Annotated in this window: 19 protein-coding genes; 6 read left to right on the plus strand and 13 right to left on the minus strand. The window is 58.9% G+C overall.

Annotation, left to right across the window (positions count from 1 at the left end):
• Positions 1-98 precede the first annotated feature (98 nt).
• The 3 genes from ppdD to hofC are packed head-to-tail and all read left to right on the plus strand — an operon-like array spanning position 99 to position 3,118.
• On the plus strand, positions 99-554 hold the full coding sequence (gene ppdD, locus EKL29_RS04785; protein ID WP_120455744.1) for a prepilin peptidase-dependent pilin: 456 nt from the start codon (positions 99-101) through the stop codon (positions 552-554).
• Entirely contained in the window at positions 541-1,932 is a 1,392-nt protein-coding gene (gene gspE / locus EKL29_RS04790; RefSeq protein WP_126689008.1) for a type II secretion system protein GspE, read from the plus strand. The genes ppdD and gspE overlap by 14 nt, the downstream gene beginning before the upstream one ends.
• Positions 1,919-3,118: a protein transport protein HofC gene (hofC, locus tag EKL29_RS04795; protein ID WP_126689009.1), complete on the plus strand. Its 1,200-nt coding sequence runs from the start codon at positions 1,919-1,921 to the stop codon at positions 3,116-3,118. The genes gspE and hofC overlap by 14 nt, the downstream gene beginning before the upstream one ends.
• A gap of 32 nt (positions 3,119-3,150) precedes the next feature.
• On the opposite strand, the gene EKL29_RS04800 is transcribed toward hofC, so the two are convergent.
• Entirely contained in the window at positions 3,151-4,191 is a 1,041-nt protein-coding gene (locus EKL29_RS04800; RefSeq protein ID WP_120455740.1) for a GMP reductase, read from the minus strand.
• 217 nt (positions 4,192-4,408) lie between these two features.
• Here EKL29_RS04800 and coaE point away from each other — a divergent pair, with 217 nt between their 5' ends.
• Genes coaE through yacG form a run of 3 tightly spaced genes read left to right on the plus strand, consistent with a single transcriptional unit; the run spans position 4,409 to position 5,971 of the window.
• Positions 4,409-5,017, plus strand: coding sequence for a dephospho-CoA kinase (gene coaE / locus EKL29_RS04805; protein ID WP_126689010.1), 609 nt, complete (start codon positions 4,409-4,411; stop codon positions 5,015-5,017).
• Positions 5,018-5,021: 4 nt separating this feature from the next.
• Positions 5,022-5,765, plus strand: a complete 744-nt coding sequence (zapD, locus tag EKL29_RS04810; RefSeq protein WP_120455736.1) for a cell division protein ZapD — start codon at positions 5,022-5,024, stop codon at positions 5,763-5,765.
• 8 nt (positions 5,766-5,773) lie between these two features.
• Complete coding sequence (gene yacG / locus EKL29_RS04815; protein WP_120455734.1) at positions 5,774-5,971, plus strand: DNA gyrase inhibitor YacG; 198 nt, start codon at positions 5,774-5,776, stop codon at positions 5,969-5,971.
• A 23-nt stretch (positions 5,972-5,994) separates the two neighbouring features.
• Here yacG and mutT read toward each other — a convergent pair whose 3' ends face one another.
• From mutT to murD, 12 genes are all read right to left on the minus strand, one after another.
• Positions 5,995-6,390 carry an 8-oxo-dGTP diphosphatase MutT gene (gene mutT, locus EKL29_RS04820; protein ID WP_126689011.1) on the minus strand — a complete coding sequence of 132 codons (396 nt, stop codon included), beginning with the start codon at positions 6,388-6,390 and terminating at the stop codon, positions 5,995-5,997.
• A 119-nt stretch (positions 6,391-6,509) separates the two neighbouring features.
• On the minus strand, positions 6,510-9,215 hold the full coding sequence (gene secA, locus EKL29_RS04825; RefSeq protein ID WP_126689012.1) for a preprotein translocase subunit SecA: 2,706 nt from the start codon (positions 9,213-9,215) through the stop codon (positions 6,510-6,512).
• 70 nt (positions 9,216-9,285) lie between these two features.
• Positions 9,286-9,792: a secA translation cis-regulator SecM gene (gene secM, locus EKL29_RS04830; RefSeq protein WP_269949496.1), complete on the minus strand. Its 507-nt coding sequence runs from the start codon at positions 9,790-9,792 to the stop codon at positions 9,286-9,288.
• A 300-nt stretch (positions 9,793-10,092) separates the two neighbouring features.
• The gene (gene lpxC, locus EKL29_RS04835; protein ID WP_120455727.1) at positions 10,093-11,010 is read right to left on the minus strand and encodes a UDP-3-O-acyl-N-acetylglucosamine deacetylase; all 918 of its coding nucleotides are present in this window, start codon (positions 11,008-11,010) and stop codon (positions 10,093-10,095) included.
• A gap of 101 nt (positions 11,011-11,111) precedes the next feature.
• Positions 11,112-12,266 (minus strand): cell division protein FtsZ, encoded by a 1,155-nt coding sequence (gene ftsZ / locus EKL29_RS04840; RefSeq protein ID WP_120455726.1) that lies wholly within the window; start codon positions 12,264-12,266, stop codon positions 11,112-11,114.
• Positions 12,267-12,335: 69 nt separating this feature from the next.
• The gene (gene ftsA / locus EKL29_RS04845) at positions 12,336-13,592 is read right to left on the minus strand and encodes a cell division protein FtsA (RefSeq protein ID WP_033749492.1); all 1,257 of its coding nucleotides are present in this window, start codon (positions 13,590-13,592) and stop codon (positions 12,336-12,338) included.
• On the minus strand, positions 13,589-14,425 hold the full coding sequence (gene ftsQ, locus EKL29_RS04850; protein WP_120455724.1) for a cell division protein FtsQ: 837 nt from the start codon (positions 14,423-14,425) through the stop codon (positions 13,589-13,591). Before ftsQ ends, ftsA begins: the two co-directional genes overlap by 4 nt.
• A gap of 1 nt (position 14,426) precedes the next feature.
• On the minus strand, positions 14,427-15,347 hold the full coding sequence (locus EKL29_RS04855; RefSeq protein WP_126689014.1) for a D-alanine--D-alanine ligase: 921 nt from the start codon (positions 15,345-15,347) through the stop codon (positions 14,427-14,429).
• On the minus strand, positions 15,340-16,815 hold the full coding sequence (gene murC, locus EKL29_RS04860; RefSeq protein ID WP_120455721.1) for a UDP-N-acetylmuramate--L-alanine ligase: 1,476 nt from the start codon (positions 16,813-16,815) through the stop codon (positions 15,340-15,342). The genes EKL29_RS04855 and murC overlap by 8 nt, the downstream gene beginning before the upstream one ends.
• Before the next feature lie 69 nt (positions 16,816-16,884).
• Positions 16,885-17,943: an undecaprenyldiphospho-muramoylpentapeptide beta-N-acetylglucosaminyltransferase gene (gene murG / locus EKL29_RS04865; RefSeq protein ID WP_126689015.1), complete on the minus strand. Its 1,059-nt coding sequence runs from the start codon at positions 17,941-17,943 to the stop codon at positions 16,885-16,887.
• Positions 17,940-19,166, minus strand: coding sequence for a cell division protein FtsW (ftsW, locus tag EKL29_RS04870; protein WP_120455718.1), 1,227 nt, complete (start codon positions 19,164-19,166; stop codon positions 17,940-17,942). The genes murG and ftsW overlap by 4 nt, the downstream gene beginning before the upstream one ends.
• Positions 19,166-20,482, minus strand: a complete 1,317-nt coding sequence (gene murD, locus EKL29_RS04875) for a UDP-N-acetylmuramoyl-L-alanine--D-glutamate ligase (RefSeq protein WP_126689016.1) — start codon at positions 20,480-20,482, stop codon at positions 19,166-19,168. Before murD ends, ftsW begins: the two co-directional genes overlap by 1 nt.
• Between the last annotated feature and the right edge of the window lie 2 nt (positions 20,483-20,484).

Genomic DNA, 20,484 nt, shown 5'->3' on the forward strand with positions numbered 1-20,484 from the left:
TTATTGCGTTCCCTTTCCCGGCCTGAAAATCCGCGGCTGGGTTTAACGCCTGCGCTTTTTTATTCTGCCGCCTCTTAATCTACTCAGGAGGCGATGTAATGACTCATCAACAGGGTTTTACCCTGGTCGAGCTGATGATTGTGGTGGGGATCGTGGCGATCCTTAGCGCTATCGGCTTACCAGCCTATCAAAACTACCTGCAACGCGCGGCGCTCACCGACATGCTGCAAACGATGGTGCCCTACAAAACGGCCGTTGAGCTATGCGCTATGGAGCGAGGCGGCCCTGCGCAGTGCCAGGCGGGCGAAAAAGGGATACCGGCGGCAAAAGGCTCGCGTTACGTTTCGACGCTCAGCGTCGTAAACGGCGCGATCACCTTAACCGGTCAGGAGAGCCTGACTGGACTGAGTGTCGAGATGACGCCGGTATGGGACAGTGCGGAAGGCAGCCTGAGGTGGCAACGTAGCTGTACCAGCACCAGCGACAGCCTGCGTGATAACTGTCTGGAACAGTTCCGCTTCGATGACAAAGGAGCCAGCGATGGCAATGGCTGATTCCGCTATTCGCGCGCTGTGCCAGCGCTATCGCGCCGTCTTACTGCATCATGATGCGACGCTGCTGCGCGTCGCCGTTGCGGAACAGGTGCCGGAGGGCTTAAGCGAGGCGCTCTCCTTCGCCAGCCAGTGTCAGGTTGAAGTTGAGTGCTGGCCTCTGGCGCGCCTTGAGCTTCACCAGCACGGCAGTGCCGCTACGGATGCGCCGCGCGACGCCCTGCCGGAGTCGGCTATCGAGGCCGTTAACCAGATGTTGCAGCAGGCGCTGCGGCGACGGGCGTCCGATATTCATATTGAACCGCAGCGGGACGGCGTGCGGATACGGCTGCGCATAGACGGCGTGCTGCAGCCGCTGACGCTCCTGAGCGAAGCGCCGCCCGCCGCGCTGCTCGCCAGGTTGAAAATTCTGGGCGGTCTGGATATTGCCGAGCGACGACTGCCGCAGGATGGTCAGTTTACTCTGACGCTGGAGGGCAAGCCCGCCGCTTTCCGCCTGGCGACGCTGCCGGTGCAGTACGGTGAAAAAGCGGTCATTCGTCTGCTGCAAAGCGAGGATAGCGCCCTGGCGCTGGATAAGCTCGGCCTGCCCGCTGCGCAGCGGCGTCTGCTGGATGCCGCGCTGGCGCAGCCGCAGGGGCTAATTCTGGTGACTGGCCCCACCGGCAGCGGAAAAACCTTTACGCTCTACAGCTGCCTGAGCACGCTGAACCGACCGGAAATGAACGTCAGCAGCGTAGAGGATCCGGTCGAAATTCCACTGGCCGGCATTAACCAGACGCAGATCAACCCGAAATGCGGCCTCGATTTTAACCGGGTGCTGCGTGCCCTGCTGCGCCAGGACCCGGACGTCATTATGGTGGGCGAGATACGCGATGCGGAAACGGCAGAAATTGCGGTCAAAGCGGCGCAGACCGGCCATCTGGTCTTATCGACGCTGCATACCAACTCAACGGCGGAGACCCTGACGCGGCTGCGGCAGATGGGCATTCCTGGCTATCTGCTCGGCCCGGCGTTACGGCTGATTGTGGCGCAGCGGCTGGTGCGCCGCCTCTGCCCCCACTGTCGACAGCCGGCGCAGGCGATAGCGCACTTCCCGCCCGACATCTGGCCCGGCACGCTGCAAACCTGGCGCGCGCCCGGCTGCGACCACTGTTTTTCCGGCTATTTCGGGCGGCTGGCGCTGTTTGAAATCCTGCCGGTCGGCAACAAACTGCAAAATGCCATCGCCGCCGAGATGCCGCTCGACAGTGTGCTGGCGCTGGCAAAAAAGCAGGGTATGCGCACCCTGTTCAGCGCTGGCCTGGAGGCGGTCAGCCGCGGCGAAACCTCGCTGGAGGAGATGCAGCGCGTTACCGGTCTGGAAGATGTCCAGGCTTAGCCTCTACCGCTGGCAAGCGCTCAACAGCCAGCAGCAGCTGCACGAGGGGCAGAGCCTGGCGGTTGATGAAGAGAGCCTGCTGCGCCAGCTGGCCGAACAGGATCTGCTACCGGTTAGCTGGCAGCGTCGTAAAGTGTGGCGGGCACGTGACTGGAAGTGGCAGCACAAAACAGACCTTGTCAGGCAACTGGCAACCTTGCTTAAAGCGGGTCTGCCGCTGGCGCAAGGCCTGGAGCTGCTGTCGCAAGGTCGTCCCCATCCTGGCTGGCGGTTACTATTGCATGCGCTGCGGCTGCGCGTCTTAAGCGGCGTCCCCTTCTCCCAGGCGTTAAGCCAGTGGCCGCAAATTTTTCCACCCCTGTTCGCCGCCATAATGCAGGTGGGCGAACTGACCGGCCAGCTTGACGTCTGCTGCGCGCAGCTGGCCGATCAACAGGCACGTCAGCAACATCTGAGGAATAAAGTCATCAAGGCGCTGCGCTACCCACTCTTTATTTTAATGGTGGCAGTCGCGGTAAGCGGCGGCATGCTGCTGTTTGTGCTGCCGGAGTTCGTCTCGGTCTACGCCTCGTTCAACGCGCCGCTCCCCGCCTTTACGGCGGCGGTGTTGGCGTTCTCAGTGGGCCTGCAGCGCTGGGGCGGCTGGCTCGCGGTCGCGCTGCTGTTCGCCGCAGCGGGCTGGCGAGCGCTACAACAACGCTCGTCAGCATGGCAACGGTGGGAACAGCGTCTGATGCTGCGCCTGCCGCTTTTCTCAGATCTGTGGCGCGGCAGCCAGCTCAGCCAGATTTACGCCATTCTGCAGCTGACGCAACAGGCAGGCATTACGCTGCTGCAGGGTTTACAGGCGGCTGAAGCGACGCTGACGACGCGGTTATGGCGCGACGCCGTCATTGCGCTTCAGCAGCATATTACGCGGGGAGAGCCGCTGCATCAGGCGATGCGGGCGCATCCGCTGTTTACGCCGCTCTGTATGCAGCTGGTGCTGGTCGGGGAAGAGGCTGGTGCGCTGGATACCATGCTGGCGCAGCTAGCGGAGTGGCATGAGGCCCGAACGCTGGCGCTTGCCGATGCGCTCGCCGCCTCGCTGGAGCCAGTAATGATGGTGATTATCGGCGCTATTGTCGGCACGCTGGTGATCGCGATGTATCTGCCGGTATTTGGACTGGGAAACGTGATGCATTAGGGTGCGCGCGGCACCCTAATGCATAGACACCGTTAACGGTTGAAAACGCGGTTTTCCTGCTCGGCAACGCGAATAAAGGTGGTTCGCTTGGTCAGCTCCTTGAGCCGCTCAGCGCCGACATAGGTACAGGCTGAGCGCAAACCGCCAAGAATATCGCGCGCCGTTTCGGCAACCGGACCACGCAGCGGCAGCTTCACCGTTTTGCCTTCCGCTGCACGATACTGCGCGACGCCGCCAACGTGACGCTTCATCGCCGATTCAGAGCTCATGCCATAGAACAGCATAAACTGCTCGCCGTTCTCGTCGATCACCGTTCCCTCGCACTCATCATGCGCGGCGAGCATGCCGCCCAGCATTACGAAATCGGCACCGCCGCCGAATGCCTTGGCGATATCACCCGGCACCGCGCAGCCGCCGTCGCTGACAATCTGACCACCCAGGCCGTGCGCCGCATCCGCACATTCGATAACGGCGGAGAGCTGAGGATAGCCGACGCCCGTTTTGACGCGCGTTGTGCACACTGAGCCTGGACCAATGCCCACCTTAACGATATCCGCGCCGGAAAGGATAAGCTCTTCCACCATCTCGCCAGTGACCACATTGCCTGCGCAAATGGTGCGATCCGGGAAGATTTCACGCGCGCGCTGCAGGAAGGTGACAAAGTGCTCGGAATAGCCGTTAGCCACGTCAATACAGATGAATTTAAGATCGGCGGAGAGCGCCAGAATGGCGGTCAGCTTTTGCAAATCGGCATCGGAGGTGCCCGTCGACACCATAACGTGGTTCAGCACTGCAACAGACGAGCGCTGAATAAAGGCGCGCCACTCTTCGACGCTGTAGTGCTTGTGCACAGCCGTAAGAATATCAAAGCTCGCCAGCGCTTCCGCCATGCTGAAAGTACCGACGGTGTCCATGTTCGCCGCGATCACGGGCACGCCGCTCCAGCTCAGCCCGGAATGCTTAAAGGTAAATTGACGTTCCAGTTCGACTTCAGAGCGGCTTTTCAGCGTGGAGCGTTTAGGACGGATCAGTACATCTTTAAAACCCAGCTTTAAATCTTCTTCAATACGCATAAAAAATGTCCTGGTAAGTGGCAACGAACCGCAGTTCGGGTAGCGCGCACGGCTCCAGTGGCATAATCATACGCGCCATACGCCTGCCGACAAGACTGCGAATTTCACTTTATTTAAGCTACAATCCCATAAATTTAGCTGAGAATTTTCATTGTGATCGCGCACACAGTTCTGCGCTTCGGCTTGCCTGGCTGTGTAGCGCGCCTGAGAGAGTGATATGCCTTATACCGTGGCGCTGACCGGTGGAATCGGCAGTGGAAAGAGCACCATCGCCAATGCTTTTGCGGCGCTTGGCGTACCCATTATCGACGCGGATATTATTGCGCGCGAAGTGGTCGAGCCAGGCTCGGCGGCGCTACAGAAAATCGCAGAGCGCCACGGCAACGGCATCCTGACGGAAGAAGGTACGCTGAATCGCGCCCGGCTGAGAGACATTATTTTCCGGTCGCCTGATGAAAAAACCTGGCTGAATAATCTGCTTCATCCCCTGATTAACGCCCGCACGCAGCAGCTGAAAGCGCTGACCACAGCGCCCTATGTGCTGTGGGTCGTGCCGCTGCTGGTCGAGAATGGCCTGCAGCGCCAGGCGGATCGCGTACTGGTCGTCGACGTCGATGAAGCGACACAGCTCATGCGCACCATCCAGCGCGACGGCATCGACCGACAGCAGGCGCAAAATATTCTGTCCGCTCAGGCGACGCGCAGCGCGCGCCTCGCCGTAGCCGACGACGTCATCAATAACAGCGGCACGCCCGATGAGGCGCTGCCGCAGGTTGCCGCCCTGCACCAGCGCTATCTGGCGCTGGCGGCAACGCAACAGGATTAACGCCATGAGTACAGTCGTTCTGTTTGAACATCCTCTGAATGAAAAAATGCGCACCTGGTTGCGCGTGGAATTCCTGATCCAGCAGCTGCAGGAAACCGTGCCGATAACCCGTACCGCCTCGGCCCTGACCTTTTTCCGCATCATCGGCGAGCTGCTGGATATTTTCGAGCGCGGCGATATGCGCACTGAACTCCTGAAAGAGCTGGAGCGTCAGCAGCAAAAACTACGCGCCTGGGCTGACGTACCCGGCGTTGATATGGCCGTGGTCGATGCACTGCGCGACCAGCTACGCGCGCAGGCAGTTCAGCTCAACAGTGCGCCGCGTATGGGGCAGCAGCTGCGTGAGGATCGGCTTATCGGGCTGGTGCGTCAACGGCTTAGCATTCCCGGCGGATGCTGTAGTTTCGATCTGCCAGGACTGCATATCTGGCTGCATCAGCCTCAGGAGATGCGCGACAGCCACGTCGCCGCCTGGCTGGAAACGCTGGAGCCGCTGCATCAGAGCCTGGCGATGATTCTGGATCTTATTCGTCAGTCGGGGGCATTCCGCCATCAGACCAGCCTGAACGGTTTTTATCAGGATAATGCGGAGGGTGCGGAACTGCTGCGCCTGCAGCTGCAGCTGGAAGATGCGCTTTACCCCCAGGTTTCCGGCCACAAAAGTCGTTACGCCATCCGTTTCCTGCCGCTGGACAGCGAACATGGCGAAGTACCCGCACGACTCAACTTTGAACTGGCCTGTTGTTAGAGGTAGCTATGCAAAATGAAGTGATTACCGTTCAGTGCCCGCACTGCGGTAGAGATGTAATCTGGGATGAACTGAGCCCGTGGCGCCCATTCTGTAGCAAGCGCTGCCAGCTGATTGACTTAGGCGAATGGGCAGAGGAAGAGAAACGCATTCCCAGCGAGGGCGATCTGAACGACAGCGAGGACTGGAGCGAAGAGCAGCACTGAGAGCAGGGGCGCAGCCCCTGCTGTTAAAGCTCGCCGGCGACCAGACGTGCAATCAGCGTATGGTTTGCTGGCGGGAACTCTTCCGCCACCAGCGCGCTTTGCGCCACCCAGCGCTGCGGCTGCCCTTCACGTCCCCACGGTTCGCCGTTCCAGCCTTCCACCAGAAAGAAGTTCAGCGTAACGCACAGATCTTCGTAGGTATGATCCGCTGCGCCAATCGCTGTCGCCTGCGTCACGTCAATGCCTGTCTCTTCCAGCAGCTCGCGCTTCAGCGCCTCTTCAGCGCTCTCCCCCGCCTCGATTTTGCCACCGGGGAACTCCCACATATTCGCCATATGCGATGAGGCCGGGCGCTGAGCCAGAAAGATCTGTTTATCGGCGTTACGGATGATGCCAACGGCAACCTGCAGGTGCTTCATAAGGTTTTTCCACGTCAGGTGAGTCAATGTGCGCTGATTCTAAAGCATGGGCGGCGTAATGTTAATCACACTCCGCGGGCAAGAAAAAAGGAGCCGAAGCTCCTTTTTCTTAGCGCCTGTCAGGCCAGTCGGCCATGACACTGCTTATATTTTTTACCGGAGCCGCATGGGCAGGGATCGTTGCGTCCGACTTTACGCTCGCCGCTCTGCGCCGCCAGCGACGCCGCTGCGGCGGCTTCATCATCGACATGGCTGAGCTGCTGCTGCTGCGCCAGACGTTCAGCTTCTTCGCGACGCTGCTGCTCCATCGCTTCGACTTCTTCCGGCATACGAACCTGCACCTTGCTCAGGGTGCTGACTACTTCATACTTCAGCGACTCCAGCATCGCCGCGAACATAGCGAAAGATTCGCGTTTGTACTCCTGCTTCGGATCTTTCTGCGCGTAGCCGCGCAGATGGATGCCCTGACGCAGGTAGTCCATCGCCGCCAGATGCTCTTTCCACAGCGAGTCCAGCGTCTGCAGCATCACGCCTTTTTCGAAGTTGCGCATCATCTCAACGCCGACAACCTCTTCCTTACTGGCGTAGCTCTCACGGGCATGCGTCATGATGCGCTCGCGCAGCGTCTCTTCATGCAGATCCGGCTCTTTATCCAGCCACTCGGCGATCGGCAGATCAAGATCGAAGTCGTTGCGCAGACGCTCTTCAAGACCCGGCACGTCCCACATCTCCTCCAGCGACTGCGGCGGAATGTAGCTGTCGATGGTGGTTTTGAATACGTCCTCGCGAATGCTGTTAATGGTTTCGCTGACGTCGGCGACGTCCAGCAATTCGTTGCGCTGGCTGTAAATAGCGCGACGCTGGTCGTTCGCCACGTCGTCATACTCCAGCAGCTGCTTACGAATATCGAAGTTGCGGCTTTCCACTTTGCGCTGCGCGTTGGCGATAGCTTTGGTCACCCACGGGTGCTCAATCGCTTCGCCAGGCTTCATACCCAGTTTACGCATCATATTAGAGACGCGATCCGAGGCGAAAATACGCATCAGCGCATCTTCCATCGACAGATAGAAACGGGAAGAACCGGCGTCGCCCTGACGACCGGCGCGGCCGCGCAGCTGGTTGTCGATACGGCGCGATTCATGACGCTCAGTGCCGATAATGTGCAGACCGCCTGAAGCCAGTACCGCATCATGGCGTTGCTGCCACGCGGCTTTGATCGCTTCAATCTGCGCTTCGGTGGGCTCTTCCAGCTCAGCGACTTCCGCATGCCAGCTGCCGCCCAGCATAATGTCGGTACCACGACCCGCCATGTTGGTCGCGATGGTGACCGCGCCCGGCTGACCAGCCTGCGCCACGATGTCCGCTTCACGGGCGTGGAATTTGGCGTTCAGCACGTTGTGCTTGATGCCCGCGCGCGTCAGTTCGTTAGAGACCACTTCCGATTTTTCGATGGAAATCGTACCCACCAGCACCGGCTGGCCATTTGCGGTACGCTCGCGAATATCTTCAATGATCGCGTCGATCTTCTCTTTTTCGGTCATATAGACCAGATCGGGCAGATCTTTACGCACCATCGGACGGTTGGTCGGCACCACAATCGTGTCGAGTTTATAGATGGAGCTGAACTCAAAAGCCTCGGTGTCCGCCGTACCGGTCATACCGGCCAGCTTCTCATAGAGACGGAAGTAGTTCTGGAAGGTGATGGAAGCCAGCGTCTGGTTCTCGTTCTGGATTTCTACGCCTTCTTTAGCTTCAATCGCCTGATGCAGGCCGTCAGACCAGCGGCGGCCCTGCATGGTACGGCCGGTGTGCTCGTCGACGATAACCACTTCACCATCTTTTACGATGTAATCTACGTCGCGCGTAAACAGCGCATGCGCGCGTAAGGCCGCCGTGACGTGATGCATCAGCATAATGTTGGTCGGCGAGTAGAGCGATTCGCCCTCGGCCATAATGTTCTGGCTAACCAGCAGCTCTTCGACTTTGACCAGACCGCGCTCGGTCATATGCGCCTGGCGCGCTTTCTCGTCGACCCAGAAATCGCCTTCACCCTGGAAGTTATCAGAATCTTCTTTCTCCTGACGTACCAGGCTAGGGATGATTTTGTTGACCTTGATATAGAGTTCAGAACTGTCTTCAGCCGGGCCGGAAATAATCAGCGGCGTACGCGCTTCATCGATCAAAATGGAGTCAACTTCATCCACCAGCGCGTAGTTCAGCTTACGCTGTACGCGCTCTTCCGGGCTGAACGCCATGTTGTCGCGCAGATAGTCGAAGCCATATTCGTTGTTGGTGCCGTAGGTGATATCTGCCGCGTAGGCTTCACGCTTCGCCACAGAAGGCATGCCAGGCAGGTTAATGCCGACGCTCAGGCCAAGGAATTCAAACAGCGGGCGGTTGTTTTCCGCATCGCGCTGCGCCAGATAGTCGTTGACGGTCACGACGTGCACGCCTTTGCCGCTCAGCGCATTAAGATAGGCAGGCAGCGTCGCGGTCAGCGTTTTACCTTCACCGGTACGCATCTCAGCAATACAGCGATCGTTCAGCACCATGCCGCCAATCAGCTGCACGTCAAAGTGGCGCATGCCGAAGACGCGCTTACTCGCTTCACGTACCGTTGCGAAAGCTTCCGGGATCAGGCTTTCCAGCGACTCGCCCTTTTTCAGACGCTCACGGAATTCATTGGTTTTCGCTTTCAGTTCATCGTCTGAAAGTTTCTCGAAATCCGGCTCCATCTTGTTGATGACGTCTACCACTTTGCGCATACGGCGCAGAGTACGATCGTTGCTGCTGCCAAATACTTTCGTTAACAGTTTGATTAACATATTAAAAACTTCTCAATTCAGCCGCTTTACACGGGCTGCGATAATGAAAAAGGGTATTTAAATAACGGTTTCAGACAAGCAGCGTAGACGGTCCGGCGCGAATTGCATGCGTTTTGCTGCGCCAGTCGGCCAGCGAAGTGACAGGTACGAGGGCATCACGCGGCGCCTGCGCGACCTGCTGCGACGGCTGACGCAGAGAAGTGTGCGTGGTCAGTAACGCCTGGAGCGAATCGATAAGCGCCAGCTTATGCGCAGCCAGCGGGACAGTATCCGGTGTTTCCGCCTGCGGCGTTAAGGTAAACGAAAGGTGGCGGATAACGGTGCGGATGGCGTGCTGATGCCAGTAATCGATAGTAAAGCTGGGACGTCGCGCCGTTTCCTGCAGCCGGATCAGGTGATCGAAGCGCGCGGCGTTACCGACGAACAGGCTGCTGGAAGAGGATTCAGATGAGGTGTTAAGTTCGGCACTCTGCGCGCAGACAGGCAAACCAAAGCTGGCCGCCACCATCCCCAACAGGAGATGAGGCCAGAAATAGCGTCTGCCTAAGTGTCGCCAGCGTAGAAAAATTCCGATCACAGCTCTTCCATTGCGCATCAACGATCGCGTCGTTGTTGGGGGTTTGCCGCTCGTCTTTGAACAGCGGCGCTCAGCTTTTCAGAGCGCCTGATAGTACCATTAATGTGGGGCGACCACATCAGTGTTTAAAGTCGCTCTGGAAGAAAAGACGCCTGATTGTTCAGCGTTTCAGCAGCATGACATCATTTATTGCGAGGCGTGCCGGAAATCTCAGAGGAGCAAAAAAGGCAATAAAAAAGGCTGGCGCCGCTGACCGGAGAGGGGTGTCAGCATAACCAGCCTTTCAACGTTCTGGGGTAATTAAGCCAGAACCAGGTTTGGTGCCTTGAATGCCAGCGGGAGTTCCGCTTCGTCTTCGAAGGTAGCCCATTCCCAGGCTTCCTGTTTCGCCAGGACGGCCTGCAGCAGCTTGTTGTTCAGTGCGTGGCCTGATTTGAACGCGGTAAACGCGCCGATAATATTATGGCCGCACATAAACAGGTCGCCGATTGCATCAAGCATTTTATGACGAACGAATTCGTCTTCAAAACGCAAGCCTTCTTCGTTCAGCACGCGAAAATCGTCGAGGCCAATAGCGCAATCCAGACTACCGCCCAGGCACAGGCCTTTGGATTGCAGGTACTCGATTTCACGCATAAAGCCGAAGGTACGGGCGCGGCTGATCTGACGAACAAAAGAGTCGGCAGAGAAGTTCAGCTGATAGCGCTGAGAGCTGGAGTCGATCGCCGGATGGTTGAAGTCGATAGTGAAATCGAGAGAAAAACCGTTGTACGGCTTAATCTCAGCCCACTTATCGCCATCTTCCACGCGAACAGTCTGCTTAACGCGCACAAATTTCTTCGCGCTGTTCAGCTGCTCAATGCCCGCATCCATCAGCAGATAGATAAAGGGCGCGGCGCTGCCGTCCATGATCGGGATTTCTGGCGCATCCACTTCAACAATAATGTTGTCGATGCCCAGCCCGGCCAGCGCGGCGTTCAGATGCTCAACCGTTGAAATACGCACGCCTTCATCATTCACCAGGCAGGTACTCAGCATGGTGTCGCGCACGTATTTTGCATCAGCCGGGAAATCAACCGGTGGATTCAAGTCAGTGCGACGATAGATGACCCCGGTATTAGCCGACGCAGGGCGTAATGTCAGTGTGACTTTCTTGCCGGTATGCAAACCGACGCCAGTCGCCTGAACAATACGTTTTAAAGTCCTTTGTTTGATCATCGTATTATCTCGCAATATTACCCATCCGACCGCTAGTATACTTTACCAGCGGGCGAACACTTTAGCACAAAGAGCGGAGAATCCCAATTCTCAGGTTATTCCTAGTCGGCCTGCTTACGCAGAAACGCTGGAATATCAAGGTAATCGGGCTCTTTGTTTGACTGCGCGCTCTGGTCGTTGACCACTTTCGCTGCCGGTTTTTGCTCCTGCGGCAGCGGCGACATGCCGTGCTGCTGATAGCGATGATCCATGACCGGCTGGCTGGCAGGCTTGTTGGTCACCAGTGTGATTTCAGGACGCTTGTCCATACCGATGCCGGTTGCTACCACGGTAACGCGCAGCTCGTCGTTCATCTCTGGATCCAGCGAGGTACCGATAACCACGGTCGCGTTGTCGGAGGCGAAGGCGCGGATGGTGTTACCCACGGTTTCGAACTCATCCAGACGCAGGTCGAAGCCCGCCGTGATGTTGACCAGCACGCCGCGCGCGCCAGAAAGATCGATATCTTCCAGCAGCGGGCTGGAGATCGCCATTTCTGCCGCTTCTTCCGCACGGTCTTCACCGCAAGCGACGCCGGAGCCCATCATGGCGTAGCCCATTTCGGACATAACGGTGCGCACGTCAGCGAAGTCGACGTTCATCAGGCCCGGACGCGTAATCAGCTCGGCGATGCCCTGTACCGCGCCTTTCAGCACGTCGTTTGCCGCGCCGAAGGCGTCGAGCAGAGAGATGCCGCGACCCAGCACTTTCAGCAGCTTGTCGTTCGGGATAGTGATCAGCGAATCCACATGCTTCGACAGTTCAGCGATGCCCTGCTCGGCAAAAGCCATACGCTTTTTGCCTTCGAAGTTGAACGGCTTGGTCACGACCGCAACGGTCAGAATGCCCAGGTCTTTGGCCACTTCCGCGACTACCGGCGCAGCGCCGGTACCGGTACCGCCGCCCATACCGGCAGCGATAAACACCATGTCTGCTCCCTCCAGCGCAGAACGCAGTGCTTCGCGATCTTCTTCAGCCGAGGTACGACCAACTTCCGGATTCGCCCCAGCACCCAGACCTTTGGTGATATTGGTGCCGATCTGGATCGTCTGGCCAACCGCTGTTTTACGCAACGCCTGGGCGTCGGTGTTCACAGCGAAGAATTCTACACCTTCGATACGCTCGCGTACCATGTGCTCTACGGCGTTGCCGCCGCCGCCGCCGACGCCGATGACTTTAATCACCGCGTCATTGGTCAATTCCATCGGTTCAAACATGATTTCTCTCCGTTATGTGCCTGTCGCCTGGAGACCATAAACAGTGCCTGCATGGTCTCCTTTCTAAAATTAAAATTCTTTCTTCAACCAGCTATTAATGCGCTTGAACCAGTTGCCCACCGATGCGCGTTTTTCCGTCTCTGCATCGCCGTTCATATGGGACTCTTTGCCATAGTGCAGCAGCCCCACTGCGGTTGAGTAATAAGGTTCCTGCGCGTAATCCGTCAATCCTGTGATATTGAGCGGCTGTCCAATGCGCACCTGCGTATGAAAAACGCGTTGCGCGCAGGCGGCCAGCCCTTCAATTTGCGCAGCACCTCCGGTCAGCACGATCCCGGCTGCCAGATGATGCTTAACGCCCTGCTGACGCAGTTGTTCCTGTAGCTGCAAAATCTCGTCATTAACCAGATTCAGCAATTCGGTGTATCGCGGCTCGATCACTTCAGCCAGCGTCTGCCGTTGCAGACTGCGCGGCGGTCGTCCGCCAACGCTCGGCACTTCGACGTTTTCGTCTTTGCCGACAATCGAACCCAGCGCGCAACCGTGGCGAACCTTAATCGCCTCTGCGTCTGTCGGCGGCGTGCCGAAAGCATAGGCGATATCGCTGGTGACCACGTTACCTGCATAAGGGATCACTTTAGTGTGACGCAGCGCCCCGCCTGTATAAACAGCGATATCCATTGTACCGCCACCGACGTCGACAACACAGACGCCAAGTTCACGTTCGTCTTCCGTCAACACGGCAAAACTGGACGCCAGGCCGGCAAAAATCAGTTGGTCAACTTTCAGGCCACAACGTTCAACGGCTTTGACGATATTTTTCGCCATATCGTTGTGACATGTGATCAGGTGCACTTTCGCCTGCATGCGCACGCCCGAGAGACCCACCGGATTTTTAATGCCTTCCTGATAATCGATAGCGTATTCCTGAGGAATAACATGCAGGATGCGGTGCTCATCGCGCACGCGCACTGACTTCGCAGTGTGTACGACATTCTCCACATCATCCTGAGTCACTTCCTCTTCGGAAATCGGAACCATCCCGATTTCGTTCTGACAGCTGATATGTTTGCCCGATAAAGCAAGATAGACGGAAGAGATCTGGCAATCCGCCATCAGCTCGGCCTGATCGATGGCGCGCTGTACGCATTTCACCACCGACTCAAGGTCGTTTACGCCACCTTTATCCATACCGCGAGACGGGCAGCTGCCCACCCCGATAATGTTGACCATGCCATCGGGCAGAATTTCCCCAACCAGGGCGGCAACCTTCGCGGTGCCAATTTCGAGTCCAACTACCAGTTTTCTGTCCGTTGCCTTGATCATTGTTTAGCCTGTGCCTGGTTCTGTTGCTGATTACTGTCCTGGAGCTCTACGGGCTCCGGCGTCCAGCCCACGGCTGCACCCGAGTCGTACCGCAAATCCACATAGCTGATACGCTTGTGCTCGTTCTGCCCTTGCTGCTGCAACGCCGGATAGAGCTCAATAAATCGGTTGAGACGTTTCATGGGTTCGCCGCGTCCCAGTTCGATGCGCACATCGTCGCTGGTGACCAGCTGCCATGACCGCCGCGCCGTCATCGACGCTACCTTCAGGGTAAATTTGTTGGCCTTCAGCACGTCGCTCATGCTGTGGTAACCCGCCAACACCTCTTTTTCACTGCCTTCCGGTCCGTACAGCATCGGCATCGTTTCTTTGCCGATGTGGCTGGCCGGTACGCTGAAGGAGACGCCGTCCGCATCCACCATATGCAGATCGTTCCAGCGCGCCACCGGCACATACTCCACCAGATGGATCTTCAGCTCGTCAGGCCACTGCTTGCGCACGCTGACCTGCTTAATCCACGGCAAACGCTCAATCTGCTGCTGCAGGATGTTGACATCCTGCGACATAAAGGTGCCCGGCGCGCCCAGCGACAAAATCGCCTGGCGAATATCATCGTGCGTGGTGTAGTGGGTTTCGCCCGTCACCACCAGTTTTGAGAGCGGCAGTCGCGACGCGTCGTTCATCCACTTCAGCACGACCAGCCCGCCGAAAATCATAATGCCAATGACCATCAGCAAAAAAACGATGCCGAAAAGTCTGGCCCCGTTGCTGCGCCCCGTGCGCACGCGCTCCTGAGGCTCGCGGTTCCGTGCGTTAAGTGCCGCCTGTGACATATCAGTCGGCCAGCTCCAGAATACGCGCCACCAGCCGGGAGAAGCTCATTCCCGCTTCTCTGGCCGCCATCGGCACCAGGCTGTGGCTGGTCATTCCCGGCGAGGTATTCACCTCCAGCAGCTGGAAATTGCCTTCACCGTCCGCCATAACATCTACGCGTCCCCAGCCGCTACAGCCCAGCGCGCGCCATGCGTCCCATACCAGTTTCTGCAGCTCCGCCTCCCGCTCCGCGCTTAATCCTGCCGGGCAGAAGTATTGAGTATCGTCAGAAATGTATTTTGCTTCATAGTCATAGAACTCGCTGGCGGTCTGAATGCGTATTGAAGGCAGAATGTGATCGCCAATAATGCCGACGGTGTACTCAGCGCCGCTGAGAAAAGCTTCGATTAACACGTTATCGTCATGACGAAAGGCTTCATCCAGCGCCGCAGGCAGCGCTTCCAGCGCGTTGACGCGGCTGATGCCGACGCTTGAGCCTTCGCTGCTCGGCTTGACGAACAGCGGCAGGCCGAGCGCCTCAACGGCGTTGCGCGTTTCCGCGGTCAGACCTGCCTGATATTGCTCGCGCGTCAGCCAGACAAAACGGCCTGACGGCAAACCGCGCCCCTGCCAGAGTAATTTGGTGCGCAGCTTATCCATGGTAATGGCTGACGCCATTACGCCGCTGCCGGTATAGGGCAGCTGCAAAAATTCCAGTACCGCCTGCAGGGTGCCGTCTTCGCCTCCGCGACCGTGCAGCGCGATAAAGGCAGCGTCGAAGCCCTGCTCTTTCAGCGTCAGCACCGAGACTTCACGCGTGTCGACCGCGTGCGCGTTGATGCCCGCTTCGCGCAGACCCGCCAGCACTGCCTTGCCCGACATCAGCGAAACATCGCGCTCCGCCGAGGTGCCGCCCATCAGGACAGCGACTTTATCAGCCATGACGCTCCTCCGCTTTACGCTCCGGCTGCAGCTTGCACTCCGCCAGCTTGCGCGCCACTTTGCCTACGTTACCGGCGCCCTGCACCAGAATCAGATCGTTGCCCGACAGCAGCGGCGCCAGCATTTCCGGCAGCGCGTCATGATCCGGCACCAGTACCGGATCGACCTTACCGCGGCCGCGAATAGAGCGGCACAGCGCCCGGCTGTCCGCGCCTGGAATCGGCGTTTCGCCCGCCGAATAGACATCCAGCATCAGCAGCACGTCGACCTGCGACAGCACATTGGCGAAATCGTCGAACAGGTCGCGGGTGCGCGTATAACGGTGCGGCTGAAAGACCATTACCAGCTTTTTATCCGGCCAGCCGGCGCGCGCCGCCTTAATCGTGGCGTCAACTTCCGTCGGATGGTGGCCGTAATCATCTACCAGCATCGCGGTGCCCGGGTTGCCGTTCACCGGCTCCGTCGGGAATTCGCCCAGCAGGTCGAAGCGACGGCCTGTGCCCTGGAAGCTTTCCAGCGCAGCGAGAATGGCGTCGTCTTCAATGCCCTCTTCGCTCGCTACCGCAACTGCTGCCGCCGCGTTGAGCGCGTTATGGCGGCCAGGGGCGTTCAGCGTCACCTGCAGGCGCGGCTTGTCATGACGCACCAGCGTAAAATGCCCCTGCGCGCCTCGCTGCTCATAGTGCTCAATGCGCACGTCAGCGTCGTCGCTGAAACCGTAGGTGGTGATGTGCCGTCCGACCCGAGGGATCAGATCGCGGATCACCACATCATCAATGCACATGACCGCGCGGCCGTAAAACGGCAGGTTGTGCAGAAAATTAATAAATGTCTGCTTCAGGTTCTCGAAGTCGCCCTGATAGGTGTCCATGTGGTCAGCTTCGATATTGGTCACCACCGCTACCATCGGCTGCAGATGCAGGAAAGAGGCGTCGCTCTCGTCCGCTTCCGCAATCAGGTAACGGCTGCTGCCGAGCCGCGCGTGCGTGCCCGCGGCCTTAACCAGCCCGCCGTTGACGAAGGTCGGATCCAGACCGCCTTCGGCATAGATGCTTGATACCATCGCTGTAGTCGTGGTTTTACCGTGCGTTCCGGCAATGGCGATGCCATGCCGAAAACGCATCAGCTCCGCCAGCATCTCAGCGCGACGGATAACGGGGATACGCTGTTCGCGCGCCGCGACCAGTTCCGGGTTGTCCTGCGCCACCGCGCTGGAGACCACCACGACGCTGGCGTCGGTGACGTTCTCCGGGCGATGGTTGAAATAAATGATGGCGCCCAGCGCCGCCAGATGCTGCGTCACCGCGTTCGGCGCCAGATCGGAGCCGCTAATATGGTAACCCTCGTTCGCCAACACTTCGGCAATACCGCCCATGCCGGCACCGCCGATGCCGACAAAGTGAATGTGCCGGACGCGACGCATCTCGGGCACAATGGAGCGCAGTTTTGCCAGTTGTTGTGTATTCATCGTTCTCAGTTACCTGTCATCTTTATCTGTGCCTGTTGCGGCACCGGCCAGCTACGCTGACCCGATTTATCACTTCGCGGCGCGCGCCACTTCTTGCGCAACCCGTTCGGTTGCATCGGGGATCGCCACCTGACGGGCTTTTTCCGCCATGTTTAATAGTGTGGGGCGATCCCAGTGGCGCAGCGTCTCCGCCACGGCATCCGCGGTAAACTGCGGCTGCTCAAAAATTTTGGCTGCGCCCACTTTTTCCAGCGGCAGCGCATTCCAGTACTGCTGACGATCTTTATGCTGAAAGGGCACGAAAATCGCCGGTAAACCCGCTGCGGCGATTTCGCTGACGGTCAGCGCGCCGGAGCGGCAAACCACCACATCCGCCCAGGCGTAGGCGGCCGCCATATCATCAATAAATTCCGTAACCTTATGCTGCGTCTGGCCGACCTGCTGATAGGCCTTAAGCACATCCTGCAGCGCCCCTTTACCGGTCTGGTGCCACAGCGTGATCGTGTCGCCCAGCGCGGCCGCGACCTGCGGCAGCGTCTGGTTCAGCACGCGCGCGCCCTGGCTGCCGCCGACCACCAGCACGCGGACCGGGCCGCTGCGGTTAGCCAGACGGTGCTCCGGCAGCGGCAGCGCCAGCACATCGGTACGTACCGGGTTGCCGACGACGTCCGCATGCGGAAAGGCGCCGGGAAACGCCTGCATCACTTTGCTGGCGATCTTCGCCAGCCACTTGTTGGTCAGCCCGGCGATGCCGTTCTGCTCATGCAGCACCACCGGGATGCCGCAGCTCCAGGCGGCGAGGCCGCCGGGACCTGAGACGTAACCGCCCATGCCCAGCACCACATCCGGCTTCCACGCCCGCATAATGGCGCGCGCCTGACGCCAGGCGTTGAAAATACGCATCGGCGCCAGCAGCAGCGCTTTCAGCCCCTTGCCGCGCAGGCCGCTGATGCGGATAAAATCAATCTCAATACCGTGTTTCGGCACCAGATCCGCTTCCATTCTGTCGGCCGTACCGAGCCAGCGAACCTGCCACCCCTGTTCCATCAGATGATGGGCGACGGCCAGACCGGGGAAGACATGCCCGCCGGTTCCGCCCGCCATCACCATCAAACGCTTCCCACTCATCGGGCACCTCGGGTAAACGCCTGCGCTTTGGTCAGGCGCGTTTCATAATCAATACGCAGCAAAAACACGATCGCGGTCGACATAATCAGCAGGCTGGAGCCGCCGTAGCTGATTAACGGCAGCGTCAGACCTTTCGTCGGCAGCATGCCCGCTGCCGCGCCGACGTTTACCAGCGCCTGGAAGCTGAACCACACGCCGATCGAGCAGGCCAGAAAGCCGGAAAAACGTTGATCGATCTCCAGCGCGCGGCGGCCAATCGACATCGCACGAAAAGCGACGAAGAATACCATCAACAACGCTAAAACCACACCGATATAACCCAGCTCCTCGCCGATGATGGAGAAGATAAAGTCGGTATGCGCTTCCGGCAGATATTCCAGCTTTTGCACCGAATTACCGAGCCCCTGTCCCCAGAACTCGCCGCGGCCAAACGCCATCAGCGACTGCGTCAGCTGATAACCGCTGCCGAAGGGATCTTCCCAGGGGTTCCAGAAGGAAGTCACGCGACGCATGCGGTAGGGCTCGGCGATAATCAGCAGCACCACGGCGAAAATGCCGGAGCCGATAATCGCCAGGAACTGCCACAGCTTCGCGCCCGCCAGGAAGAGCATCGCCAGCGTGGTGACGAACAGCACGACCACGGTGCCGAGGTCAGGCTGCGCCAGCAGCAGCACCGCCAGCACCACCATCACGCCCATCGGTTTGCAGAAGCCCCAGAAGTTATTTCGCACTTCCTCGACCTTACGCACCAGATAGCTGGCGAGATAGCAGAACAGCGACAGCTTCGACAGCTCCGCGGGCTGAATACGCAGCGGACCCAGAGCGATCCAGCGAGACGCGCCGTTCACCGAGCTGCCCACGACCAGCACGATAAGCAGCATCACTACCGAAGCCAGCAGCATGGCGTTGCTGTAGCGCTGCCAGAAATCCATCGGCACGCGTAGCGTGACCAGCGCGATGCCGAGACCCAGCGCAATATAGAACGCGTCGCGCTTGGCGAAGTAAAAGGGATCGTCGTTCAGACGCTGACCGACCGGCATAGAAGCCGAGGTCACCATCACGAAGCCCACAATCGCCAGACCGAAGGTCAGCCACAGCAGCGTGCGGTCATAGAGCACCAGCGCGGAGTCGTCGCTTTCGCGCGCGCCCATTACCCAGTCTTTCAGTCGGCTGCCGACAAAAGCAAAAAGTCCGATTATCAGTCCGGCGCCAGGAATACGCATCAGCCTAACTCCTTCGCCAGTTGCGCGAAGCGGTCGCCACGCTGCTCGAAATTACGGAACTGATCGAGGCTGGCGCAGGCTGGCGAGAGCAACACCATATCGCCAGGCTGCAGCTGCGGCGCAATCTGCTCCATCGCCTGCTGCATCGTCTCGGTGCGCACGGCGCTGTCAGGGCGCAGCGCAGCCAGCGCGTCGCCATCGCGGCCAAAGCAGTAGAGATGAACCTTCTCGTCCTGCACGTAGCGCGCCAGCGGGGAAAAATCGGCCGATTTGCCGTCGCCGCCCAGCAGCAGCCAGAGTCGGCCTTTAACCTGCAGACCGTTAAGCGCCGCCTCGGTGCTGCCGACGTTGGTGGCTTTAGAGTCGTTGATCCAGCGCACGCCCTTCGCCTCATGCACCAGCTGAAAACGATGCGCCAGCCCGCTAAAGCTGGTCAGCGCCGCCAGGCTGGAAGCGCGAGGCAGGCCCACGGCATCCGCCAGCGCCAGCGCCGCCAGCGCATTGGTATAGTTGTGCTGCCCCACCAGTTTCATCTCGTCGGTGTTGAGCACTTTTTCGCCCTTCACGCGCAGCCAGGTCGCGCCCTGCTGGCGGTTAAGGTGATAGTCGCCGAAGTCGATGCCGAAACTGACGCAGCGCGCATCGACGCCGCGCACCGGCATCGTCATCGCATCGTCAGCGTTGACTACGCATACTCGCGCATTTTCATAGATACGCAGCTTCGCGGCGCGATACTGCTGCATGCCGAGCGGATAGCGATCCATATGATCTTCGGTGACGTTAAGAATGGTCGCCGCCGCGGCCTTCAGGCTGAACGTGGTCTCCAGCTGAAAGCTGGAAAGCTCCAGCACATAGAGCTGCGCGGGCGACTTCAGCAGCGACAGCGCCGGCAGGCCGATATTGCCGCCGACGCCAACCTGCCAGCCAGCGGCCCGTGCCATTTCGCCAACCAGCGTGGTGACGGTGCTTTTGCCGTTGGAACCGGTGATCGCGACGATCGGCGCCTGCGCTTCGCGGCAGAAAAGCTCAATATCGCCGACGATCTCAACGCCCGCATCTGCCGCCTCGCTGAGCGCCGGATGCGCCAGCGCGATGCCTGGGCTCGCGACGATAAGATCCGCCGCCAGCAGCCAGTCGCTGTTCAACCCGCCGGTATAGCGCTCTACTTGCTCAGGCAGCTTGTCGAGTCCCGGCGGCGACACACGGGTATCCATCACGCGCGGCGTTACGCCTTGCGCTAAAAAGAAATCAACACAGGAGAGCCCGGTCAGGCCCAGCCCGATAATGACGACTTTTCTGCCCCGATAGTCAGCCATAA

This window comes from Pantoea sp. YU22, assembly GCF_003970755.1.
GTDB classification, from domain to species: Bacteria; Pseudomonadota; Gammaproteobacteria; order Enterobacterales; family Enterobacteriaceae; genus Pantoea; species Pantoea piersonii.

Coding starts and splice junctions, on each gene's coding strand:
- ppdD (WP_120455744.1), top strand. CDS start 99: ATGACTCATCAACAGGGTTTTACCCTGGTCGAGCTGATGATTGTGGTG.
- gspE (WP_126689008.1), top strand. CDS start 541: ATGGCAATGGCTGATTCCGCTATTCGCGCGCTGTGCCAGCGCTATCGC.
- hofC (WP_126689009.1), top strand. CDS start 1,919: ATGTCCAGGCTTAGCCTCTACCGCTGGCAAGCGCTCAACAGCCAGCAG.
- EKL29_RS04800 (WP_120455740.1), bottom strand. CDS start 4,191: ATGCGTATTGAAGAAGATTTAAAGCTGGGTTTTAAAGATGTACTGATC.
- coaE (WP_126689010.1), top strand. CDS start 4,409: ATGCCTTATACCGTGGCGCTGACCGGTGGAATCGGCAGTGGAAAGAGC.
- zapD (WP_120455736.1), top strand. CDS start 5,022: ATGAGTACAGTCGTTCTGTTTGAACATCCTCTGAATGAAAAAATGCGC.
- yacG (WP_120455734.1), top strand. CDS start 5,774: ATGCAAAATGAAGTGATTACCGTTCAGTGCCCGCACTGCGGTAGAGAT.
- mutT (WP_126689011.1), bottom strand. CDS start 6,390: ATGAAGCACCTGCAGGTTGCCGTTGGCATCATCCGTAACGCCGATAAA.
- secA (WP_126689012.1), bottom strand. CDS start 9,215: ATGTTAATCAAACTGTTAACGAAAGTATTTGGCAGCAGCAACGATCGT.
- lpxC (WP_120455727.1), bottom strand. CDS start 11,010: ATGATCAAACAAAGGACTTTAAAACGTATTGTTCAGGCGACTGGCGTC.
- ftsZ (WP_120455726.1), bottom strand. CDS start 12,266: ATGTTTGAACCGATGGAATTGACCAATGACGCGGTGATTAAAGTCATC.
- ftsA (WP_033749492.1), bottom strand. CDS start 13,592: ATGATCAAGGCAACGGACAGAAAACTGGTAGTTGGACTCGAAATTGGC.
- ftsQ (WP_120455724.1), bottom strand. CDS start 14,425: ATGTCACAGGCGGCACTTAACGCACGGAACCGCGAGCCTCAGGAGCGC.
- EKL29_RS04855 (WP_126689014.1), bottom strand. CDS start 15,347: ATGGCTGATAAAGTCGCTGTCCTGATGGGCGGCACCTCGGCGGAGCGC.
- murC (WP_120455721.1), bottom strand. CDS start 16,815: ATGAATACACAACAACTGGCAAAACTGCGCTCCATTGTGCCCGAGATG.
- murG (WP_126689015.1), bottom strand. CDS start 17,943: ATGAGTGGGAAGCGTTTGATGGTGATGGCGGGCGGAACCGGCGGGCAT.
- ftsW (WP_120455718.1), bottom strand. CDS start 19,166: ATGCGTATTCCTGGCGCCGGACTGATAATCGGACTTTTTGCTTTTGTC.
- murD (WP_126689016.1), bottom strand. CDS start 20,482: ATGGCTGACTATCGGGGCAGAAAAGTCGTCATTATCGGGCTGGGCCTG.